This window comes from Pseudomonas sp. IPO3749, assembly GCF_013386605.1.
In the GTDB taxonomy this organism is placed as follows: domain Bacteria; phylum Pseudomonadota; class Gammaproteobacteria; order Pseudomonadales; family Pseudomonadaceae; genus Aquipseudomonas; species Aquipseudomonas azotoformans_A.
The window spans coordinates 19,876-35,644 of sequence record NZ_JACARN010000041.1 but is presented as its reverse complement, the minus strand read 5'-3'; the positions used below and the strand labels follow the sequence as shown (position 1 = coordinate 35,644).

29 protein-coding genes are annotated in these 15,769 nt (G+C 54.7%); all 29 read right to left on the bottom strand.

Features of this window, described 5'->3' with window-relative positions; translation table 11 throughout:
* Positions 1-87 precede the first annotated feature (87 nt).
* The gene (gene bfr / locus HX812_RS17090) at positions 88-552 is read right to left on the bottom strand and encodes a bacterioferritin (protein ID WP_033900044.1); all 465 of its coding nucleotides are present in this window, start codon (positions 550-552) and stop codon (positions 88-90) included.
* 155 nt (positions 553-707) lie between these two features.
* Entirely contained in the window at positions 708-2,156 is a 1,449-nt protein-coding gene (locus tag HX812_RS17085; protein WP_038842529.1) for a catalase, read from the bottom strand.
* A gap of 238 nt (positions 2,157-2,394) precedes the next feature.
* The gene (gene rplQ, locus HX812_RS17080; protein ID WP_003176402.1) at positions 2,395-2,781 is read right to left on the bottom strand and encodes a 50S ribosomal protein L17; all 387 of its coding nucleotides are present in this window, start codon (positions 2,779-2,781) and stop codon (positions 2,395-2,397) included.
* 41 nt (positions 2,782-2,822) lie between these two features.
* On the bottom strand, positions 2,823-3,824 hold the full coding sequence (gene rpoA / locus HX812_RS17075) for a DNA-directed RNA polymerase subunit alpha (protein ID WP_003176403.1): 1,002 nt from the start codon (positions 3,822-3,824) through the stop codon (positions 2,823-2,825).
* A 22-nt stretch (positions 3,825-3,846) separates the two neighbouring features.
* On the bottom strand, positions 3,847-4,467 hold the full coding sequence (gene rpsD, locus HX812_RS17070) for a 30S ribosomal protein S4 (RefSeq protein WP_003176404.1): 621 nt from the start codon (positions 4,465-4,467) through the stop codon (positions 3,847-3,849).
* 18 nt (positions 4,468-4,485) lie between these two features.
* Entirely contained in the window at positions 4,486-4,875 is a 390-nt protein-coding gene (rpsK, locus tag HX812_RS17065; RefSeq protein WP_002555466.1) for a 30S ribosomal protein S11, read from the bottom strand.
* Positions 4,876-4,905: 30 nt separating this feature from the next.
* On the bottom strand, positions 4,906-5,262 hold the full coding sequence (gene rpsM, locus HX812_RS17060) for a 30S ribosomal protein S13 (protein ID WP_003194635.1): 357 nt from the start codon (positions 5,260-5,262) through the stop codon (positions 4,906-4,908).
* Positions 5,263-5,391: 129 nt separating this feature from the next.
* The gene (gene rpmJ / locus HX812_RS17055; protein ID WP_002555468.1) at positions 5,392-5,508 is read right to left on the bottom strand and encodes a 50S ribosomal protein L36; all 117 of its coding nucleotides are present in this window, start codon (positions 5,506-5,508) and stop codon (positions 5,392-5,394) included.
* A gap of 28 nt (positions 5,509-5,536) precedes the next feature.
* Positions 5,537-6,865, bottom strand: coding sequence for a preprotein translocase subunit SecY (gene secY, locus HX812_RS17050; protein ID WP_003194637.1), 1,329 nt, complete (start codon positions 6,863-6,865; stop codon positions 5,537-5,539).
* Positions 6,866-7,303 (bottom strand): 50S ribosomal protein L15, encoded by a 438-nt coding sequence (gene rplO / locus HX812_RS17045; RefSeq protein ID WP_003176407.1) that lies wholly within the window; start codon positions 7,301-7,303, stop codon positions 6,866-6,868.
* A gap of 3 nt (positions 7,304-7,306) precedes the next feature.
* A complete protein-coding gene (rpmD, locus tag HX812_RS17040) occupies positions 7,307-7,483 on the bottom strand; it encodes a 50S ribosomal protein L30 (protein WP_003186033.1) in 177 nt (58 codons plus the stop codon).
* Positions 7,484-7,485: 2 nt separating this feature from the next.
* Positions 7,486-7,986, bottom strand: coding sequence for a 30S ribosomal protein S5 (rpsE, locus tag HX812_RS17035; protein WP_003176409.1), 501 nt, complete (start codon positions 7,984-7,986; stop codon positions 7,486-7,488).
* Positions 7,987-7,989: 3 nt separating this feature from the next.
* Positions 7,990-8,340: a 50S ribosomal protein L18 gene (gene rplR / locus HX812_RS17030; protein ID WP_003186037.1), complete on the bottom strand. Its 351-nt coding sequence runs from the start codon at positions 8,338-8,340 to the stop codon at positions 7,990-7,992.
* A gap of 10 nt (positions 8,341-8,350) precedes the next feature.
* A complete protein-coding gene (rplF, locus tag HX812_RS17025) occupies positions 8,351-8,884 on the bottom strand; it encodes a 50S ribosomal protein L6 (protein ID WP_003194640.1) in 534 nt (177 codons plus the stop codon).
* Between the two features lie 12 nt (positions 8,885-8,896).
* Positions 8,897-9,289 (bottom strand): 30S ribosomal protein S8, encoded by a 393-nt coding sequence (gene rpsH, locus HX812_RS17020; RefSeq protein WP_010206883.1) that lies wholly within the window; start codon positions 9,287-9,289, stop codon positions 8,897-8,899.
* Positions 9,290-9,495: 206 nt separating this feature from the next.
* Positions 9,496-9,801 carry a 30S ribosomal protein S14 gene (rpsN, locus tag HX812_RS17015; protein ID WP_003176414.1) on the bottom strand — a complete coding sequence of 102 codons (306 nt, stop codon included), beginning with the start codon at positions 9,799-9,801 and terminating at the stop codon, positions 9,496-9,498.
* A gap of 13 nt (positions 9,802-9,814) precedes the next feature.
* Entirely contained in the window at positions 9,815-10,354 is a 540-nt protein-coding gene (gene rplE / locus HX812_RS17010) for a 50S ribosomal protein L5 (protein WP_003194642.1), read from the bottom strand.
* Between the two features lie 22 nt (positions 10,355-10,376).
* The gene (gene rplX, locus HX812_RS17005) at positions 10,377-10,691 is read right to left on the bottom strand and encodes a 50S ribosomal protein L24 (RefSeq protein ID WP_003176416.1); all 315 of its coding nucleotides are present in this window, start codon (positions 10,689-10,691) and stop codon (positions 10,377-10,379) included.
* 11 nt (positions 10,692-10,702) lie between these two features.
* Positions 10,703-11,071: a 50S ribosomal protein L14 gene (gene rplN / locus HX812_RS17000; RefSeq protein WP_002555479.1), complete on the bottom strand. Its 369-nt coding sequence runs from the start codon at positions 11,069-11,071 to the stop codon at positions 10,703-10,705.
* Between the two features lie 23 nt (positions 11,072-11,094).
* Positions 11,095-11,361, bottom strand: coding sequence for a 30S ribosomal protein S17 (gene rpsQ / locus HX812_RS16995; RefSeq protein WP_003176419.1), 267 nt, complete (start codon positions 11,359-11,361; stop codon positions 11,095-11,097).
* A 2-nt stretch (positions 11,362-11,363) separates the two neighbouring features.
* Positions 11,364-11,555 carry a 50S ribosomal protein L29 gene (rpmC, locus tag HX812_RS16990; RefSeq protein ID WP_002555481.1) on the bottom strand — a complete coding sequence of 64 codons (192 nt, stop codon included), beginning with the start codon at positions 11,553-11,555 and terminating at the stop codon, positions 11,364-11,366.
* Positions 11,555-11,968 carry a 50S ribosomal protein L16 gene (rplP, locus tag HX812_RS16985; RefSeq protein WP_003176421.1) on the bottom strand — a complete coding sequence of 138 codons (414 nt, stop codon included), beginning with the start codon at positions 11,966-11,968 and terminating at the stop codon, positions 11,555-11,557. Before rplP ends, rpmC begins: the two co-directional genes overlap by 1 nt.
* Before the next feature lie 12 nt (positions 11,969-11,980).
* Positions 11,981-12,667, bottom strand: coding sequence for a 30S ribosomal protein S3 (gene rpsC / locus HX812_RS16980; RefSeq protein WP_003176422.1), 687 nt, complete (start codon positions 12,665-12,667; stop codon positions 11,981-11,983).
* Between the two features lie 13 nt (positions 12,668-12,680).
* Positions 12,681-13,013, bottom strand: a complete 333-nt coding sequence (gene rplV / locus HX812_RS16975; RefSeq protein ID WP_003103908.1) for a 50S ribosomal protein L22 — start codon at positions 13,011-13,013, stop codon at positions 12,681-12,683.
* Positions 13,014-13,024: 11 nt separating this feature from the next.
* Positions 13,025-13,300 carry a 30S ribosomal protein S19 gene (gene rpsS, locus HX812_RS16970; RefSeq protein WP_003232420.1) on the bottom strand — a complete coding sequence of 92 codons (276 nt, stop codon included), beginning with the start codon at positions 13,298-13,300 and terminating at the stop codon, positions 13,025-13,027.
* Positions 13,301-13,316: 16 nt separating this feature from the next.
* A complete protein-coding gene (gene rplB / locus HX812_RS16965) occupies positions 13,317-14,141 on the bottom strand; it encodes a 50S ribosomal protein L2 (protein ID WP_003186055.1) in 825 nt (274 codons plus the stop codon).
* A 14-nt stretch (positions 14,142-14,155) separates the two neighbouring features.
* Complete coding sequence (gene rplW, locus HX812_RS16960; RefSeq protein ID WP_002555488.1) at positions 14,156-14,455, bottom strand: 50S ribosomal protein L23; 300 nt, start codon at positions 14,453-14,455, stop codon at positions 14,156-14,158.
* Positions 14,452-15,054 (bottom strand): 50S ribosomal protein L4, encoded by a 603-nt coding sequence (gene rplD / locus HX812_RS16955; RefSeq protein ID WP_003176424.1) that lies wholly within the window; start codon positions 15,052-15,054, stop codon positions 14,452-14,454. Before rplD ends, rplW begins: the two co-directional genes overlap by 4 nt.
* Before the next feature lie 12 nt (positions 15,055-15,066).
* Complete coding sequence (gene rplC, locus HX812_RS16950; RefSeq protein WP_003194649.1) at positions 15,067-15,702, bottom strand: 50S ribosomal protein L3; 636 nt, start codon at positions 15,700-15,702, stop codon at positions 15,067-15,069.
* Positions 15,703-15,769 lie beyond the last annotated feature (67 nt).

Sequence of the window (15,769 nt, the reverse complement as noted above, 5' to 3'; positions counted from 1 at the left end):
CCCTGAAATACAAAACGCCCGATGCGGTGCATCGGGCGTTTTGAGACTGAAACAGGTGTAAACCTATTTCAGGACTAGACACGGGAATCAGAACTGCGATTGCAGGTAGTTTTCCAGACCAATCAGCTTGATCAGGCCCAACTGCTTTTCCAGCCAGTAGGTGTGATCTTCTTCTGTGTCGTTCAACTGCACCCGCAGGATTTCACGGGTGACGAAGTCGCTGTGCTGCTCACAGAGCTCGATGCCCTTGCAGAGCGCGGCACGGACCTTGTACTCGAGGCGCAGGTCGGCAGCGAGCATGTCAGGGACTGTGGTGCCCACATCCAGGTCATCCGGACGCATACGCGGCGTGCCTTCGAGCATGAGGATACGGCGCATCAGTGCGTCGGCGTGCTGTGCCTCTTCTTCCATCTCGTGGTTGATACGTTCGTAGAGCTCGGTAAAGCCCCAGTCTTCGTACATGCGCGAATGGATGAAATATTGGTCACGAGCAGCCAGTTCGCCCGTCAGCAACGTGTTGAGGTAATCGATTACGTCGGGGTGACCTTGCATCGCCCTACATCTCCCTGCTTGAAAGTCTGTAGTTTGAACCATGATGACTTGAAGGTCACGGGATCAACGGCAGAAAAGTGATGTTTTTCGGAGAAATGTAGCTGAAATAACGCAAAAACCGCCCAAATGAGGGCGGTTCTGCTTATCGTTTAGAGTCAGTTAAGCGATACACCCAGCGCCTTTGCGATTGCTTCTCCATAAGCCGGATCGGCCTTGTAGAAGTGCTGCAGTTGACGTTGAACCACATCACTGGAAACGCCACCCATCGCGCCGGCGATGTTGTTGGTGAGCAAAGCTTTCTGCTCATCGTTCATCAGGCGGAACAGCGCACCGGCGTGGCTGTAGTAATCAGTGTCTTCACGGTGATCGTAACGGTCAGCCGCGCCACTCAGAGCCAATGCAGGTTCCGCATACTGGGGTGCTTGCTTTGGTGCATCGGCGTAGCTGTTTGGCTCGTAGTTAGGCGCTGCGCCGCCGTTGCTACCGAAGGCCATTGAACCATCACGCTGGTAGCTATTCACCTGGTTACGCGGGGCATTCACCGGCAGTTGCTGGTGATTGGTGCCAACGCGATAGCGGTGGGCATCGGCGTACGCGAACACACGACCTTGCAGCATGCGGTCTGGCGACAGGCCGACGCCTGGAACCATGTTGCTTGGGCCGAATGCGGCTTGCTCGACTTCAGCAAAGTAGTTCTGCGGGTTACGGTTCAGCTCCAGCTCACCAACTTCGATCAGCGGGAATTCCTTCTGCGACCAGGTTTTGGTCACATCGAAAGGGTTCTCGTAATGAGCGTTGGCCTGGGCCTCGGTCATGATCTGGATGCAGACGCGCCATTTCGGGAAATCACCGCGCTCGATCGCGCCAAACAGATCACGCTGGGCGTAATCAGGGTCAGTACCGGCCAGGCGAGCAGCTTCAGCCGGCGCCAGATTCTTGATGCCCTGCTTGGTCTTGTAGTGCCACTTGACCCAGTGACGCTCGCCCTTGGCGCTGATCAGGCTGTAGGTGTGACTGCCGAAGCCGTGCATGTGACGGTAGCCATCAGGGATGCCACGGTCCGAGAACAGGATGGTGACCTGGTGCAGTGCCTCTGGGGAGTGCGACCAGAAATCCCACATCATTTGCGCACTTTTCAGGTTGCTTTGCGGCAAGCGCTTCTGCGTGTGGATGAAGTCCGGGAACTTTAAAGGATCACGAATGAAGAACACCGGGGTGTTGTTACCCACGATGTCCCAGTTGCCTTCTTCGGTATAGAACTTCAACGCGAAACCGCGTGGGTCGCGCTCGGTATCTGCCGAACCACGCTCGCCGCCTACGGTGGAAAACCGCAGGAAGGTAGGGGTTTGCTTGCCCACCGACTCGAACAGCTTGGCGCTGGTGTACTGCGTAATGTCTTGGGTGACCGTGAAAGTGCCGTAGGCACCCGAACCCTTGGCGTGCACACGGCGCTCAGGGATATTTTCACGGTTGAAGTGAGCGAGCTTCTCGATCAGATGAAAATCGTCGAGCAGCAACGGGCCGCGTGGGCCTGCGGAACGTGAATTCTGGTTGTCCGCAACGGGGGTGCCGCTGGCGGTGGTAAGGATTTTATTCTGGCTCATGCTCAATTTCCCTCAGGTCGGACTTGGAACTGCCGGCTAATCGGCTTGGGAGGAGTATTGATCATCAATATGACGTCTACAAATTCATTAAATTGTAGGCATCAATAGATATTTTCTACCGAACACTCCAACCCCCATAGTGCCAAGCACAATCTCTGGAAGCTTGTATCGAACACGCTTTTATCACGGGCACAAAAAACCGGGCACTAGGCCCGGTTCTTCGTTACAGCTTGTCGTCTTACTCGGCGCTTACAGCTTCGCCGGCAGTAGCGCGATCAACCAACTCGACGTACGCCATAGGCGCGTTGTCGCCAGCGCGGAAACCGCACTTGAGGATGCGCAGGTAGCCACCCTCACGGGTAGCGTAACGCTTGCCCAGGTCGTTGAAGAGCTTACCAACGATAGCTTTCGAACGAGTACGGTCGAAAGCCAGACGGCGGTTAGCCAGGCTGTCTGTCTTGGCCAAAGTGATCAGCGGCTCAGCAACGCGACGCAGTTCTTTAGCTTTCGGCAGTGTAGTTTTGATCAGCTCGTGCTCGAACAGCGACACCGCCATGTTTTGAAACATGGCCTTGCGGTGCGAGCTGGTACGGCTCAGGTGACGACCACTTTTACGATGACGCATGGTTCATTCCTTACCAAACTCACGTTCGGTGATTACGACGATCAGGCAGTCGCCTTGTCGTCCTTCTTAAGACTTGCAGGCGGCCAGTTGTCGAGGCGCATGCCGAGGGACAGACCGCGGGAGGCCAGAACGTCCTTGATTTCAGTCAAGGATTTCTTGCCCAGGTTCGGAGTCTTCAACAGTTCTACTTCGGTACGCTGAATCAGGTCGCCGATGTAGTAAATGTTTTCCGCCTTAAGGCAGTTAGCCGAACGTACAGTCAGTTCCAGATCGTCAACCGGGCGAAGCAGGATCGGATCGATCTCGTCTTCCTGCTCGATTACCACTGGTTCGCTGTCACCTTTGAGGTCGACGAACGCAGCCAACTGCTGTTGCAGAATGGTTGCAGCGCGGCGGATAGCCTCTTCAGGATCCAGAGTACCGTTGGTTTCCAGATCAATAACCAGCTTGTCTAGGTTAGTACGCTGCTCGACACGGGCGTTTTCCACCACGTATGCGATACGGCGAACCGGGCTGAACGAAGAGTCAAGCTGCAAGCGACCAATGCTGCGGCTTTCGTCTTCATCGCTCTGACGCGAGTCGGCCGGTTCATAACCACGACCACGAGCTACGGTGAGCTTCATGTTCAGGGCGCCGTTAGACGCCAGGTTAGCGATTACGTGATCGGGGTTAACGATCTCGACATCATGATCCAGCTGAATATCGGCAGCGGTAACCACCCCCGAACCCTTCTTCGACAAGGTCAGCGTAACTTCGTCACGGCCGTGCAGCTTGATAGCCAGACCTTTAAGGTTCAACAGGATTTCAATTACGTCTTCCTGTACACCTTCGATGGCGCTGTACTCGTGGAGCACACCGTCAATCTCGGCCTCGACTACTGCACAGCCGGGCATTGAGGACAACAGGATGCGGCGCAGCGCGTTGCCCAGGGTGTGGCCAAAACCACGCTCGAGAGGCTCGAGAGTAATTTTGGCGCGGGTTGGACTGACAACCTGCACATCAATGTGGCGGGGTGTCAGGAACTCATTTACCGAAATCTGCATGGATGCACCTATTTTCTAGCCCTTACTTGGAGTAGAGCTCGACAATCAGGCTTTCGTTGATGTCGGCGGACAGATCACTGCGAGCAGGAACGTTCTTGAAAACGCCCGACTTCTTCTCAGTGTCTACTTCTACCCATTCTACGCGGCCACGTTGGGCACACAGATCGAGAGCTTGGACAATGCGAAGTTGGTTTTTTGCTTTCTCGCGAACTGCGACCACGTCACCAGCACGAACCTGGTAGGACGGAACGTTTACGGTCTGACCGTTAACGCTGATCGACTTGTGCGATACCAGCTGACGGGATTCGGCACGAGTCGAACCAAAGCCCATACGGTATACAACGTTGTCCAGACGGCATTCGAGCAGTTGCAGCAGGTTTTCACCGGTTGCACCTTTCTTGCCAGCAGCTTCTTTGTAGTAGCCGCTGAACTGACGCTCGAGAACGCCGTAGATACGACGGACCTTCTGCTTTTCACGCAGTTGGGTGCCGTAATCGGACTGGCGACCGCGGCGTTGGCCGTGGATACCAGGTGCTGCTTCAATGTTGCACTTCGATTCGATCGCGCGCACGCCGCTCTTCAGGAAGAGATCGGTGCCTTCGCGACGAGCGAGTTTGCATTTTGGACCAATGTAACGAGCCATTCTTTACAATCTCCTGGATTACACGCGGCGCTTCTTCGGCGGACGGCACCCGTTGTGCGGGATTGGCGTCACGTCGGTGATGCTGGCGATCTTATAGCCACAGCCGTTCAAAGCACGGACAGCAGACTCACGACCTGGACCTGGACCCTTGACGTTAACGTCGAGGTTTTTCAGGCCATATTCCAGCGCAGCTTGACCAGCACGTTCAGCAGCTACTTGAGCAGCAAACGGGGTGGACTTGCGGGAACCGCGGAAACCCGAACCACCGGAGGTAGCCCAAGAAAGCGCGTTACCTTGACGGTCGGTGATGGTCACGATTGTGTTGTTAAAAGAAGCATGGATGTGGGCGATGCCATCAACCACTGTCTTTTTAACTTTTTTACGAGGACGAGCAGCAGGTTTTGCCATGATAATTTTCCTGTCGATTCGCTGGGGCGATTACTTGCGGATCGGCTTACGCGGACCTTTACGGGTACGCGCGTTAGTCTTGGTACGCTGACCGCGTACTGGAAGACCACGACGATGACGCAGACCGCGATAGCAACCGAGGTCCATCAAACGCTTGATTTTCATGTTGATTTCGCGACGCAGGTCACCTTCAGTGGTGAACTTCGCCACTTCGCCACGCAGCTGTTCAATCTGCTCGTCGCTCAGATCCTTGATCTTAGCGGCTGGGTTTACCCCAGCAACTGCGCAAATTTTCTGCGCAGTAGTGCGACCAACACCATAGATGTAGGTCAGCGAGATAACAGTGTGCTTGTTATCTGGAATGTTAACGCCTGCAATACGGGCCATTCAGTGGGACTCCAATTGACAGCTACCTACGCCCCGGAAGCCAAGAAATAGGGCGCGAGATAATATCGCTGTAATAACAAATAATCAACCCGGCAGCGCACTAGCTGCCGGGCTTCAAGCGGATCACACTCAGCCTTGGCGCTGTTTGTGACGCGGTTCCGCGCTGCAAATTACTCGAACAACACCTTCGCGGCGAATAATCTTGCAGTTACGGCACAGCTTTTTCACCGATGCACGAACTTTCATCACCAACTCCTCGAACCTTATGGGGTACTCAGCGCAACATGCCGCTGCCGTAGCCCTTCAGGTTGGCTTTCTTCATCAGGGATTCGTACTGGTGCGAAACGAGGTGCGATTGTACTTGGGACATGAAGTCCATCACAACCACGACCACGATCAGCAACGAGGTCCCGCCAAGGTAGAACGGAACGTTTGCTGCAACCACCAGGAACTGGGGCAACAAGCACACGGCCGTCATATATAGAGCACCGAACAGGGTCAAACGAGTCAGAACGCCATCAATGTAGCGTGCAGACTGCTCACCTGGACGGATGCCCGGAATAAAGGCACCGGACTTCTTCAGGTTTTCCGCTACGTCTTTCGGATTGAACATCAACGCCGTATAGAAGAAGCAGAAGAAAATAATCCCTGCACTAAACAGCAGAATATTCAACGGCTGACCAGGAGCGATCGACTGAGAGAGGTCCTGCAGCCAGCCCATATTTTCGGACTGACCAAACCAGGTACCCAACGAAGCCGGAAACAGCAAAATGCTGCTCGCGAAAATTGCCGGAATAACACCGGCCATATTCACTTTCAGCGGCAAGTGGCTGGTCTGCGCAGCAAAGACCTTACGGCCCTGCTGACGCTTGGCGTAGTGAACAGCAATACGACGCTGACCACGCTCAATGAACACCACAAAACCGATAATCGCTACTGCCAGCAAACCGATGGCAACCAGGGCGAAAATGTTGATATCACCCTGACGTGCAGACTCGAAAGACTGCCCAATCGCTCTCGGAAGACCGGCGACGATACCTGCGAAAATCAACATCGAGATACCGTTACCAACACCACGTTCAGTAATCTGCTCACCCAGCCACATCATGAACATCGCACCAGCCACAAATGTGGATACCGCGACGAAATGGAAGCCAAAGTCACCAGTGAACGCAACGCCCTGCCCAGCCAGGCCAACGGACATGCCGATAGCTTGGACCAGGGCGAGGACGACAGTGCCGTAGCGGGTGTACTGGCTAATCTTGCGACGGCCAGCTTCACCTTCCTTCTTCAACTGCTCCAGCTGCGGGCTGACGGCGGTCATCAGTTGCATGATGATCGATGCCGAAATGTACGGCATGATCCCCAGCGCAAAGATGCTCATCCGTTCCAGCGCGCCGCCGGAAAACATGTTGAACAAGCTAAGAATGGTCCCCTCATTCTGTCGAAACAGGTCTGCGAGTCGGTCCGGGTTGATACCTGGAACCGGGATGTGTGCGCCTATTCGGTAGACGATAATCGCCAGGAACAGAAAACGCAGACGAGCCCAAAGTTCAGACATACCGCCTTTGCCGAGCGCTGAGAGAGCACCTTGCTTAGCCATTTATTCCTCGAACTTGCCGCCAGCTGCTTCGATAGCCGAACGCGCACCTTTGGTGGCGCCGATTCCCTTGCCGATAGTGACAGCGCGAGTCACTTCACCGGACAGCATGATTTTCACACGCTGTACGTTGACGTTGATCACGTTGGCATCTTTCAGGGTCTGCACAGTAACGATGTCGCCTTCCACTTTAGCCAGCTCGGACAGACGCACTTCTGCGCGGTCCATGGCTTTCAGGGATACGAAACCGAACTTAGGCAGGCGACGATGCAGCGGCTGTTGACCGCCTTCAAAGCCTGGAGCGATGGTGCCACCGGAGCGGGAGGTTTGACCTTTGTGGCCACGGCCACCAGTCTTACCCAAACCGCTACCGATACCACGGCCCGGACGATGCTTTTCGCGACGGGAACCCGGCGCTGGACTCAGATCATTGAGTTTCATCGATTAACCCTCTACACGCAGCATGTAGTAAGCCTTGTTGATCATCCCGCGATTCTCGGGAGTATCCAGGACTTCTACAGTGTGACCGATGCGACGCAGACCCAGACCTTTAACACACAGTTTGTGGTTAGGGATGCGGCCGGTCATGCTTTTGATCAGCGTTACTTTAACGGTAGCCATGATCAGAAGATCTCCTTGACAGTCAGACCACGCTTGGCAGCGATGGACTCAGGAGATTGCATAGCTTTCAAACCTTTGAAAGTGGCGTGAACCACGTTTACCGGGTTAGTCGAGCCGTAGCACTTGGCCAGAACGTTCTGAACGCCAGCAACTTCGAGGACAGCACGCATAGCGCCACCAGCGATGATACCGGTACCTTCAGAAGCAGGCTGCATGTACACCTTCGAAGCGCCATGGGCGGACTTCATTGCGTACTGCAGCGTGGTGCCGTTCAGATCAACTTGGATCATGTTGCGACGAGCAGCTTCCATTGCCTTCTGGATCGCAGCAGGCACTTCACGTGACTTGCCACGGCCGAAGCCAACACGGCCTTTACCATCACCTACCACGGTCAACGCGGTGAAGGTGAAGATACGGCCGCCTTTAACGGTTTTGGCTACGCGGTTAACTTGAACCAGCTTCTCAATGTAGCCTTCGTCGCGCTTTTGGTCGTTATTTGACATAACTTAGAACTCCAGCCCAGCTTCACGAGCAGCATCAGCCAGCGCTTTCACGCGACCGTGGTACTTGAAGCCAGAGCGGTCGAAAGCCACTTGCGAGACGCCAGCGGCCTTAGCACGCGTAGCGACCAGCTGGCCAACCTTTGTGGCCGCGTCGATGTTGCCAGTGGCACCATCACGCAGTTCTTTATCCAAAGTCGAGGCGCTTGCCAGGACTTTGTTGCCGTCGGCCGAGATGACCTGGGCGTAGATGTGCTGCGACGAGCGGAACACGCAGAGACGCACGACTTCGAGTTCGTGCATTTTCAGGCGTGCTTTGCGAGCGCGACGCAGTCGAGTAACTTTTTTGTCGGTCATTTGCTATGCCCTACTTCTTCTTGGCTTCTTTACGACGGACGACTTCGTCCGCGTAGCGCACACCTTTGCCTTTGTACGGCTCTGGTGGACGGAAGTCGCGGATCTCAGCGGCCACTTGACCTACCAGCTGCTTATCGATGCCCTTGATCAGGATATCGGTCTGGCTAGGGGTCTCAGCAGTGATGCCCGCTGGCAGTTCGTAATCCACAGGGTGCGAGAAGCCAAGGGCCAGGTTCAAAACCGTGCCTTTTGCTTGCGCTTTGTAACCAACACCGACCAGCTGGAGCTTACGCTCGAAGCCTTGGCTTACGCCTTGGACCATGTTGTTTACCAACGCACGCGTGGTACCGGCCATTGCGCGAGTTTGTTGATCGCCATTGCGAGCAGCGAAACGCAGCTCACCAGCTTCTTCAACGATCTCAACGGACGAATGGATGTTCAGTTCAAGAGTGCCCTTGGCACCCTTCACCGAAAGCTGTTGGCCTGCGAATTTGACTTCGACACCGGCTGGCAGCTTAACGGGGTTCTTAGCGACGCGAGACATGCTTATCCCCCCTTAGAACACAGTGCAAAGAACTTCGCCGCCGACACCGGCAGCGCGCGCAGCACGATCCGTCATCACACCTTTGTTGGTGGAGACGATAGACACGCCCAGACCGCCACGAACTTTCGGCAGATCTTCAGCGGACTTGTACTGACGCAGGCCTGGACGGCTAACGCGCTTCACTTCCTCGATGACCGAACGGCCTTCGAAGTACTTCAGCTCGATGGACAGCAGTGCTTTTACATCGCTGCTGATCTGATAACCCGCAATGTAGCCTTCGTCTTTCAGGACTTTGGCAACAGCTACCTTCAACTTGGAAGATGGCATGCTTACGACGGACTTTTCAGCCATCTGGGCATTACGGATACGAGTTAGCATGTCCGCTAACGGGTCCTGCATACTCATGGGCTAGACGCTCCTAATACAAAAAAATTAGCCTTGCGGCTACATATGTCGCCGAGAATCTCCGGGTAAAAAACACGGGCTCAGGCGAGCCGCGTATTTTAGACACACTCCGGAAATGAAACAAGCCCCAAAAGGGGCTTGTTCCAGATTCAAGGTCACCGGCGGTCAGTATCTTGCGATTCAGGCCGCCAGGACGTTGAAAGTACTTACCAGCTGGCTTTAACCAGACCTGGTACGTCACCACGCATTGCCGCTTCACGCAGCTTGTTACGGCCGAGGCCGAACTTGCGGTAAACGCCGTGTGGACGACCGGTCAGGCGGCAGCGGTTACGCATGCGCGAAGCGCTTGCGTCACGTGGCTGCTTCTGCAGAGCTACTGTAGCTTCCCAACGTGCTTCTGGACTTGCGTTCAGATCAACGATGATTGCTTTCAGTGCTGCACGCTTCTTGGCGTACTTGGCAACCGTGAGCTGACGCTTCAGCTCGCGGTTTTTCATGCTCATCTTGGCCATGGTCCTACTCCAATCAGTTGCGGAACGGGAATTTGAAAGCACGCAACAGGGCGCGACCTTCATCATCGTTCTTGGCAGTGGTGGTCAGGGTGATGTCCAGACCGCGGAGAGCATCGATCTTGTCGTAGTCGATTTCCGGGAAGATGATCTGCTCTTTCACGCCCATGCTGTAGTTACCACGACCATCGAAGGACTTGGCATTCAGGCCGCGGAAGTCGCGGACCCGAGGCAGGGAGATCGACAGCAGACGATCCAGGAATTCATACATACGCTCACGGCGCAGGGTCACTTTGACGCCGATCGGCCAACCTTCACGGACTTTAAAGCCAGCGATGGATTTGCGAGCGTAGGTCACAACGACTTTCTGGCCGGTGATCTTTTCCAGGTCAGCAACAGCGTGCTCGATGACTTTTTTGTCGCCGATCGCTTCGCCCAGACCCATGTTCAGGGTGATTTTGGTAACGCGCGGAACTTCCATCACGTTCCCAAGCTTAAGTTCTTCCTTAAGCTTAGGGGCGATTTCCTTCCGGTAAATCTCTTGTAGTCGTGCCATGGTCTAATCTACCTAGCAGTGTTCAAGCATCAACCGCTTTTTGGGTCGACTTGAAGACACGAATTTTCTTACCGTCTTCTACTTTGAAACCAACGCGGTCAGCCTTGTTGGTTTCGCCGTTGAAGATGGCGACGTTAGAAGCGTCCAGCGGAGCTTCTTTCTCGACGATACCGCCCTGCACGCCCGACATCGGGTTAGGCTTGGTATGACGCTTGACCAGGTTCAGACCACCGATAACCAGACGGTTATTAGCGAGAACCTTAAGCACCTTACCGCGCTTACCTTTGTCTTTGCCGGCGATCACGATGATCTCGTCGTCACGACGAATCTTTTGCATGTCGGATCTCCTTACAGCACTTCTGGGGCGAGCGAGACGATCTTCATGAACTTCTCAGTACGAAGTTCACGGGTCACTGGCCCAAAGATACGGGTGCCGATCGGCTCTTGCTTGTTGTTCAGAAGAACAGCAGCGTTGCCATCAAAGCGGATAATGGAGCCATCAGCACGACGTACGCCGTGACGAGTGCGGACTACAACAGCAGTCATCACTTGGCCTTTTTTCACTTTACCGCGAGGAATTGCTTCCTTGACGGTAACTTTGATGATGTCACCGATACCAGCGTAACGACGATGGGAGCCACCCAGCACCTTGATGCACATAACACGGCGAGCGCCGCTGTTATCGGCCACATCGAGCATGGATTGAGTCTGAATCATATAATTTCTCCGACCCCTAGTCCTTAGACTTCCACAGCGCGTTCGAGAACATCAACCAGTGCCCAAGACTTGGTCTTGGCCAGCGGACGAGTTTCACGAATAGTGACTTTGTCGCCGATGTGGCACTGATTGGTTTCGTCGTGCGCGTGCAGCTTAGTCGAACGCTTAACATATTTACCGTAGATCGGGTGCTTAACGCGACGCTCGATCAGAACGGTGATGGTTTTGTCCATCTTGTCGCTGACAACACGGCCAGTCAGCGTACGGACAGTCTTTTCGGCTTCAGCCATGATCACTTACCTGCCTGCTGGTTGAGCACAGTCTTCACGCGAGCGATGTCACGCTTAACTTGCGAGAGCAGATGAGACTGCCCCAACTGGCCAGTTGCTTTCTGCATACGCAGATTGAACTGGTCGCGCAGCAGGCCGAGCAGTTGCTCGTTCAGCTGCTGTGCGGATTTTTCACGAAGTTCATTCGCTTTCATCACATCACCGTCCGTTTAACAAAGGAGGTGGCGAGCGGCAGCTTTGCAGCAGCCAGGGCGAAAGCCTCACGCGCCAGCTCTTCAGAAACACCCTCGATTTCATACAGGACTTTGCCTGGCTGAATCTGGGCTACCCAGTATTCCACGTTACCCTTACCTTTACCCATACGAACCTCGAGAGGTTTTTTGGAGATCGGCTTGTCCGGGAATACACGGATCCAGATCTTGCCGCCACGTTTAACGTGACGGGTCAGAGCACGACGCGCTGACTCGATCTGACGAGCGGTGAGACGACCACGAGCTACAGACTTCAGCGCGAACTCGCCGAAGCTGACTTTGCTACCGCGCTGAGCCAGACCACGGTTGTGGCCTGTCATCTGCTTGCGGAACTTCGTACGCTTAGGTTGCAACATTTGGCGTACCCCTTACTTAGCAGCTTTTTTACGAGGCGCTGGTGCTTGTGGTTTCAGTTCTTCTTGGCGACCACCAATTACTTCGCCTTTGAAGATCCAAACCTTTACACCGATCACACCGTAAGTGGTGTGAGCTTCGTAGTTGGCATAGTCGATGTCGGCACGCAGGGTGTGCAGTGGCACACGACCTTCGCGATACCATTCAGTACGTGCGATTTCAGCACCGCCGAGACGACCGCTCACTTGGATTTTGATGCCTTTGGCACCAATGCGCATGGCGTTCTGTACAGCGCGCTTCATAGCGCGACGGAACATAACGCGACGCTCCAGCTGCTGAGCTACGCTCTGCGCAACCAGCATACCGTCGAGCTCCGGCTTGCGGATCTCTTCGATATTGATGTGCACAGGCACACCCATTTGCTTGGTCAGGTCCTGACGCAGTTTCTCAACATCTTCACCTTTCTTCCCGATAACGATACCTGGACGAGCGGTGTGGATGGTGATACGTGCAGTTTGGGCCGGACGATGGATATCGATACGGCTTACGGACGCGCTTTTTAGTTTGTCTTGGAGATACTCACGCACCTTCAGATCAGCGAACAAATAGTCCGCATAAGTCCGACCGTCTGCGTACCAGACGGAGGTGTGCTCCTTGACGATTCCCAGGCGAATGCCAATGGGATGTACTTTCTGACCCATCTCTTCGACTCCGTTACTTGTCAGCAACCTTGACAGTGATATGGCAAGACCGCTTGACGATGCGATCAGCACGGCCTTTGGCACGTGGCATGATGCGCTTCAGCGAACGCCCTTCGTTGACGAAAACGGTGCTGACCTTCAGGTCATCAACGTCTGCGCCTTCGTTATGCTCGGCGTTGGCTACGGCCGACTCCAGCACTTTCTTCATGATCTCGGCGGCTTTCTTACTGCTGAAAGCCAACAGGTTGAGCGCTTCGCCCACCTTCTTCCCGCGGATCTGGTCGGCGACCAAGCGGGCTTTCTGGGCGGAGATTCGAGCGCCCGACAACTTAGCGGCTACTTCCATTTCCTAACCCCTTAACGCTTGGCTTTCTTGTCTGCCACGTGCCCACGATAAGTGCGGGTACCGGCAAACTCGCCTAGTTTGTGGCCGACCATGTCTTCGTTCACGAGAACTGGGACGTGCAAGCGACCGTTGTGTACAGCGATGGTCAGACCGACCATTTGTGGCAGGATCATCGAACGACGCGACCAGGTCTTAACTGGTTTGCGATCGTTCTTTTCCGCCGCCACTTCGATCTTCTTCAGTAGGTGAAGATCAATAAAAGGACCTTTTTTCAGAGAACGTGGCACTGTCGTATCCCTCTATTTACTTGCGACGACGGACGATCATTTTGTCGGTACGCTTATTACCACGAGTCTTCGCGCCCTTAGTCGGGAAGCCCCATGGCGATACCGGATGACGACCACCAGAGGTACGACCTTCACCACCACCGTGTGGGTGGTCAACCGGGTTCATGGCAACACCACGAACGGTTGGGCGAACGCCACGCCAGCGTTTGGCACCAGCTTTACCCAGCGAACGCAGGCTGTGCTCGGAGTTCGAGACTTCGCCCAGGGTCGCGCGGCATTCAGCCAGCACTTTACGCATCTCACCAGAACGCAGACGCAGGGTCACGTAGACACCTTCACGAGCGATCAGCTGAGCCGAAGCACCAGCGGAACGAGCGATTTGCGCGCCTTTACCTGGCTTCAATTCGATGCCGTGTACGGTGCTACCAACTGGAATGTTGCGCAGTTGCAGAGCGTTGCCCGGCTTGATCGGTGCCAGAGCACCTGCGATCAGCTGGTCGCCAGCGCTCACGCCTTTAGGGGCGATGATGTAGCGACGCTCGCCATCTGCGTACAGCAGCAGAGCGATGTGAGCAGTACGGTTTGGATCGTATTCGATACGCTCGACAGTGGCAGCGATGCCATCTTTGTCGTTGCGACGGAAGTCGACCAGACGATAATGCTGCTTATGGCCACCACCGATGTGACGAGTGGTAATACGACCATTGTTGTTACGACCACCAGACTTCGATTTTTTCTCGAGCAGCGGTGCGTGAGGAGCGCCTTTATGCAGCTCCTGGTTGACCACCTTGACCACAAAACGGCGGCCAGGGGAAGTCGGTTTGCATTTAACGATTGCCATGATGCACCCCTTCCTTACTCAGCACTGCTGCTGAAATCGAGATCTTGGCCTGGCTGAAGGGAGATAACTGCCTTCTTCCAGTCATTACGCTTGCCCAGACCGCGAGCAGTGCGCTTGCTCTTACCCAGAACATTCAGGGTAGTAACACGCTCTACTTTCACGCTGAACAGGCTTTCGACGGCCTTCTTGATTTCCAGCTTGGTTGCGTCAGTTGCAACCTTGAAAACGAACTGGCCTTTCTTGTCAGCCAGAACCGTAGCCTTTTCGGAAACGTGCGGGCCAAGCAGAACTTTAAATACGCGTTCCTGGTTCATCCCAGCAGCTCCTCGAATTTCTTCACGGCCGACACGGTGATCAACACCTTGTCGTATGCGATCAGACTAACTGGATCGGAACCTTGCACGTCACGCACATCAACGTGTGGCAGGTTGCGAGCAGCCAGGTACAGGTTCTGATCAACAGCTTCAGACACGATCAAAACATCGGTCAGGCTCATGTTGTTCAGTTTGCCCAGCAGATCTTTGGTTTTCGGGCTTTCAACAGCGAAGTCCTGAACCACGACCAGACGGTCAGTACGCACGAGTTCAGCAAGGATGGAGCGCAGAGCTGCGCGGTACATCTTCTTGTTGAGCTTCTGCGAGTGATCCTGTGGACGAGCTGCGAAAGTGGTACCACCGCCACGCCAGATTGGGCTACGGATAGTACCGGCACGAGCACGGCCAGTACCTTTCTGACGCCAAGGGCGCTTACCGCCACCACGAACGTCGGAACGGGTCTTTTGCTGCTTGCTACCTTGACGGCCGCCGGCCATGTAGGCCACGACTGCTTGGTGAACCAGCGTCTCGTTGAACTCGCCGCCAAACGTCAGTTCGGAAACTTCGATCGCTTGAGCGTCATTTACATTTAATTGCATGTCAGCTTCCCCTTAACCGCGAGCCTTGGCCGCCGGACGTACAACCAGGTTGCCGCCAGTAGCGCCAGGAACAGCACCCTTGACCAACAACAGATTGCGTTCAGCGTCGACGCGCACTACTTCGAGGGACTGCACGGTCACGCGCTCAGCGCCCATATGACCGGACATTTTTTTGCCCTTGAATACACGACCAGGAGTCTGGCACTGGCCAATAGAGCCCGGGACGCGGTGGGAAACGGAGTTACCGTGAGTGTTGTCTTGGCCACGGAAATTCCAACGCTTGATCGTACCCTGGAAGCCTTTACCTTTGGACTGACCGGTTACATCAACCAGTTGACCAGCAGCGAAGATTTCAGCGTTGATCAGATCACCAGCCTGGTAGTCGCCGTCTTCGAGACGGAACTCCATAACAGTGCGACCAGCTGCAACGTTTGCTTTAGCGAAGTGACCCGCTTGAGCAGCAGTCACGCGCGAAGCACGACGCTCGCCGACAGTGACTTGCACTGCACGATAGCCATCGGTCTCTTCAGTTTTGAACTGGGTGACGCGATTCGGTTCGATCTCAATGACCGTGACCGGAATGGAGACACCTTCTTCGGTGAAAATACGGGTCATACCGCATTTACGACCGACTACACCAATAGTCATGTTGTAAACCTCATGAGTGTACGGGGCTTTCACCCGCTATGGCCGCCCATTTCAGAGCGTTACACGA

Excerpts from the sequence above, each read along its gene's own strand:
- rpsH (WP_010206883.1), bottom strand. The coding sequence starts at position 9,289 with ATGAGTATGCAGGACCCGTTAGCGGACATGCTAACTCGTATCCGTAAT.
- rplX (WP_003176416.1), bottom strand. The coding sequence starts at position 10,691 with ATGCAAAAGATTCGTCGTGACGACGAGATCATCGTGATCGCCGGCAAA.
- rpsQ (WP_003176419.1), bottom strand. The coding sequence starts at position 11,361 with ATGGCTGAAGCCGAAAAGACTGTCCGTACGCTGACTGGCCGTGTTGTC.
- bfr (WP_033900044.1), bottom strand. The coding sequence starts at position 552 with ATGCAAGGTCACCCCGACGTAATCGATTACCTCAACACGTTGCTGACG.
- rpmJ (WP_002555468.1), bottom strand. The coding sequence starts at position 5,508 with ATGAAAGTTCGTGCATCGGTGAAAAAGCTGTGCCGTAACTGCAAGATT.
- secY (WP_003194637.1), bottom strand. The coding sequence starts at position 6,865 with ATGGCTAAGCAAGGTGCTCTCTCAGCGCTCGGCAAAGGCGGTATGTCT.
- rplB (WP_003186055.1), bottom strand. The coding sequence starts at position 14,141 with ATGGCAATCGTTAAATGCAAACCGACTTCCCCTGGCCGCCGTTTTGTG.
- rplF (WP_003194640.1), bottom strand. The coding sequence starts at position 8,884 with ATGTCTCGCGTCGCTAAGAACCCCGTTAAGCTGCCAGCCGGTGTCGAA.
- rpsC (WP_003176422.1), bottom strand. The coding sequence starts at position 12,667 with ATGGGTCAGAAAGTACATCCCATTGGCATTCGCCTGGGAATCGTCAAG.
- rplN (WP_002555479.1), bottom strand. The coding sequence starts at position 11,071 with ATGATTCAGACTCAATCCATGCTCGATGTGGCCGATAACAGCGGCGCT.
- rplC (WP_003194649.1), bottom strand. The coding sequence starts at position 15,702 with ATGACTATTGGTGTAGTCGGTCGTAAATGCGGTATGACCCGTATTTTC.
- rpsK (WP_002555466.1), bottom strand. The coding sequence starts at position 4,875 with ATGGCAAAACCTGCTGCTCGTCCTCGTAAAAAAGTTAAAAAGACAGTG.
- rpsD (WP_003176404.1), bottom strand. The coding sequence starts at position 4,467 with ATGGCTCGTTACATTGGTCCAAAATGCAAACTCGCTCGTCGCGAAGGC.
- rplP (WP_003176421.1), bottom strand. The coding sequence starts at position 11,968 with ATGTTGCAACCTAAGCGTACGAAGTTCCGCAAGCAGATGACAGGCCAC.
- rpoA (WP_003176403.1), bottom strand. The coding sequence starts at position 3,824 with ATGCAGATTTCGGTAAATGAGTTCCTGACACCCCGCCACATTGATGTG.
- rpsN (WP_003176414.1), bottom strand. The coding sequence starts at position 9,801 with ATGGCCAAGATGAGCATGAAAAACCGCGAGCTGAAGCGTCAGCTCACG.
- rpmC (WP_002555481.1), bottom strand. The coding sequence starts at position 11,555 with ATGAAAGCGAATGAACTTCGTGAAAAATCCGCACAGCAGCTGAACGAG.
- rplW (WP_002555488.1), bottom strand. The coding sequence starts at position 14,455 with ATGAACCAGGAACGCGTATTTAAAGTTCTGCTTGGCCCGCACGTTTCC.
- rpmD (WP_003186033.1), bottom strand. The coding sequence starts at position 7,483 with ATGGCTACCGTTAAAGTAACGCTGATCAAAAGCATGACCGGCCGCATC.
- rplQ (WP_003176402.1), bottom strand. The coding sequence starts at position 2,781 with ATGCGTCATCGTAAAAGTGGTCGTCACCTGAGCCGTACCAGCTCGCAC.
- rpsM (WP_003194635.1), bottom strand. The coding sequence starts at position 5,262 with ATGGCCCGTATTGCAGGCGTTAACATTCCAGATAACAAGCACACTGTT.
- rplR (WP_003186037.1), bottom strand. The coding sequence starts at position 8,340 with ATGACCGACAAAAAAGTTACTCGACTGCGTCGCGCTCGCAAAGCACGC.
- rplO (WP_003176407.1), bottom strand. The coding sequence starts at position 7,303 with ATGAAACTCAATGATCTGAGTCCAGCGCCGGGTTCCCGTCGCGAAAAG.
- HX812_RS17085 (WP_038842529.1), bottom strand. The coding sequence starts at position 2,156 with ATGAGCCAGAATAAAATCCTTACCACCGCCAGCGGCACCCCCGTTGCG.
- rplE (WP_003194642.1), bottom strand. The coding sequence starts at position 10,354 with ATGGCACGACTACAAGAGATTTACCGGAAGGAAATCGCCCCTAAGCTT.
- rplV (WP_003103908.1), bottom strand. The coding sequence starts at position 13,013 with ATGGAAGTAGCCGCTAAGTTGTCGGGCGCTCGAATCTCCGCCCAGAAA.
- rpsE (WP_003176409.1), bottom strand. The coding sequence starts at position 7,986 with ATGTCAAATAACGACCAAAAGCGCGACGAAGGCTACATTGAGAAGCTG.
- rplD (WP_003176424.1), bottom strand. The coding sequence starts at position 15,054 with ATGCAATTAAATGTAAATGACGCTCAAGCGATCGAAGTTTCCGAACTG.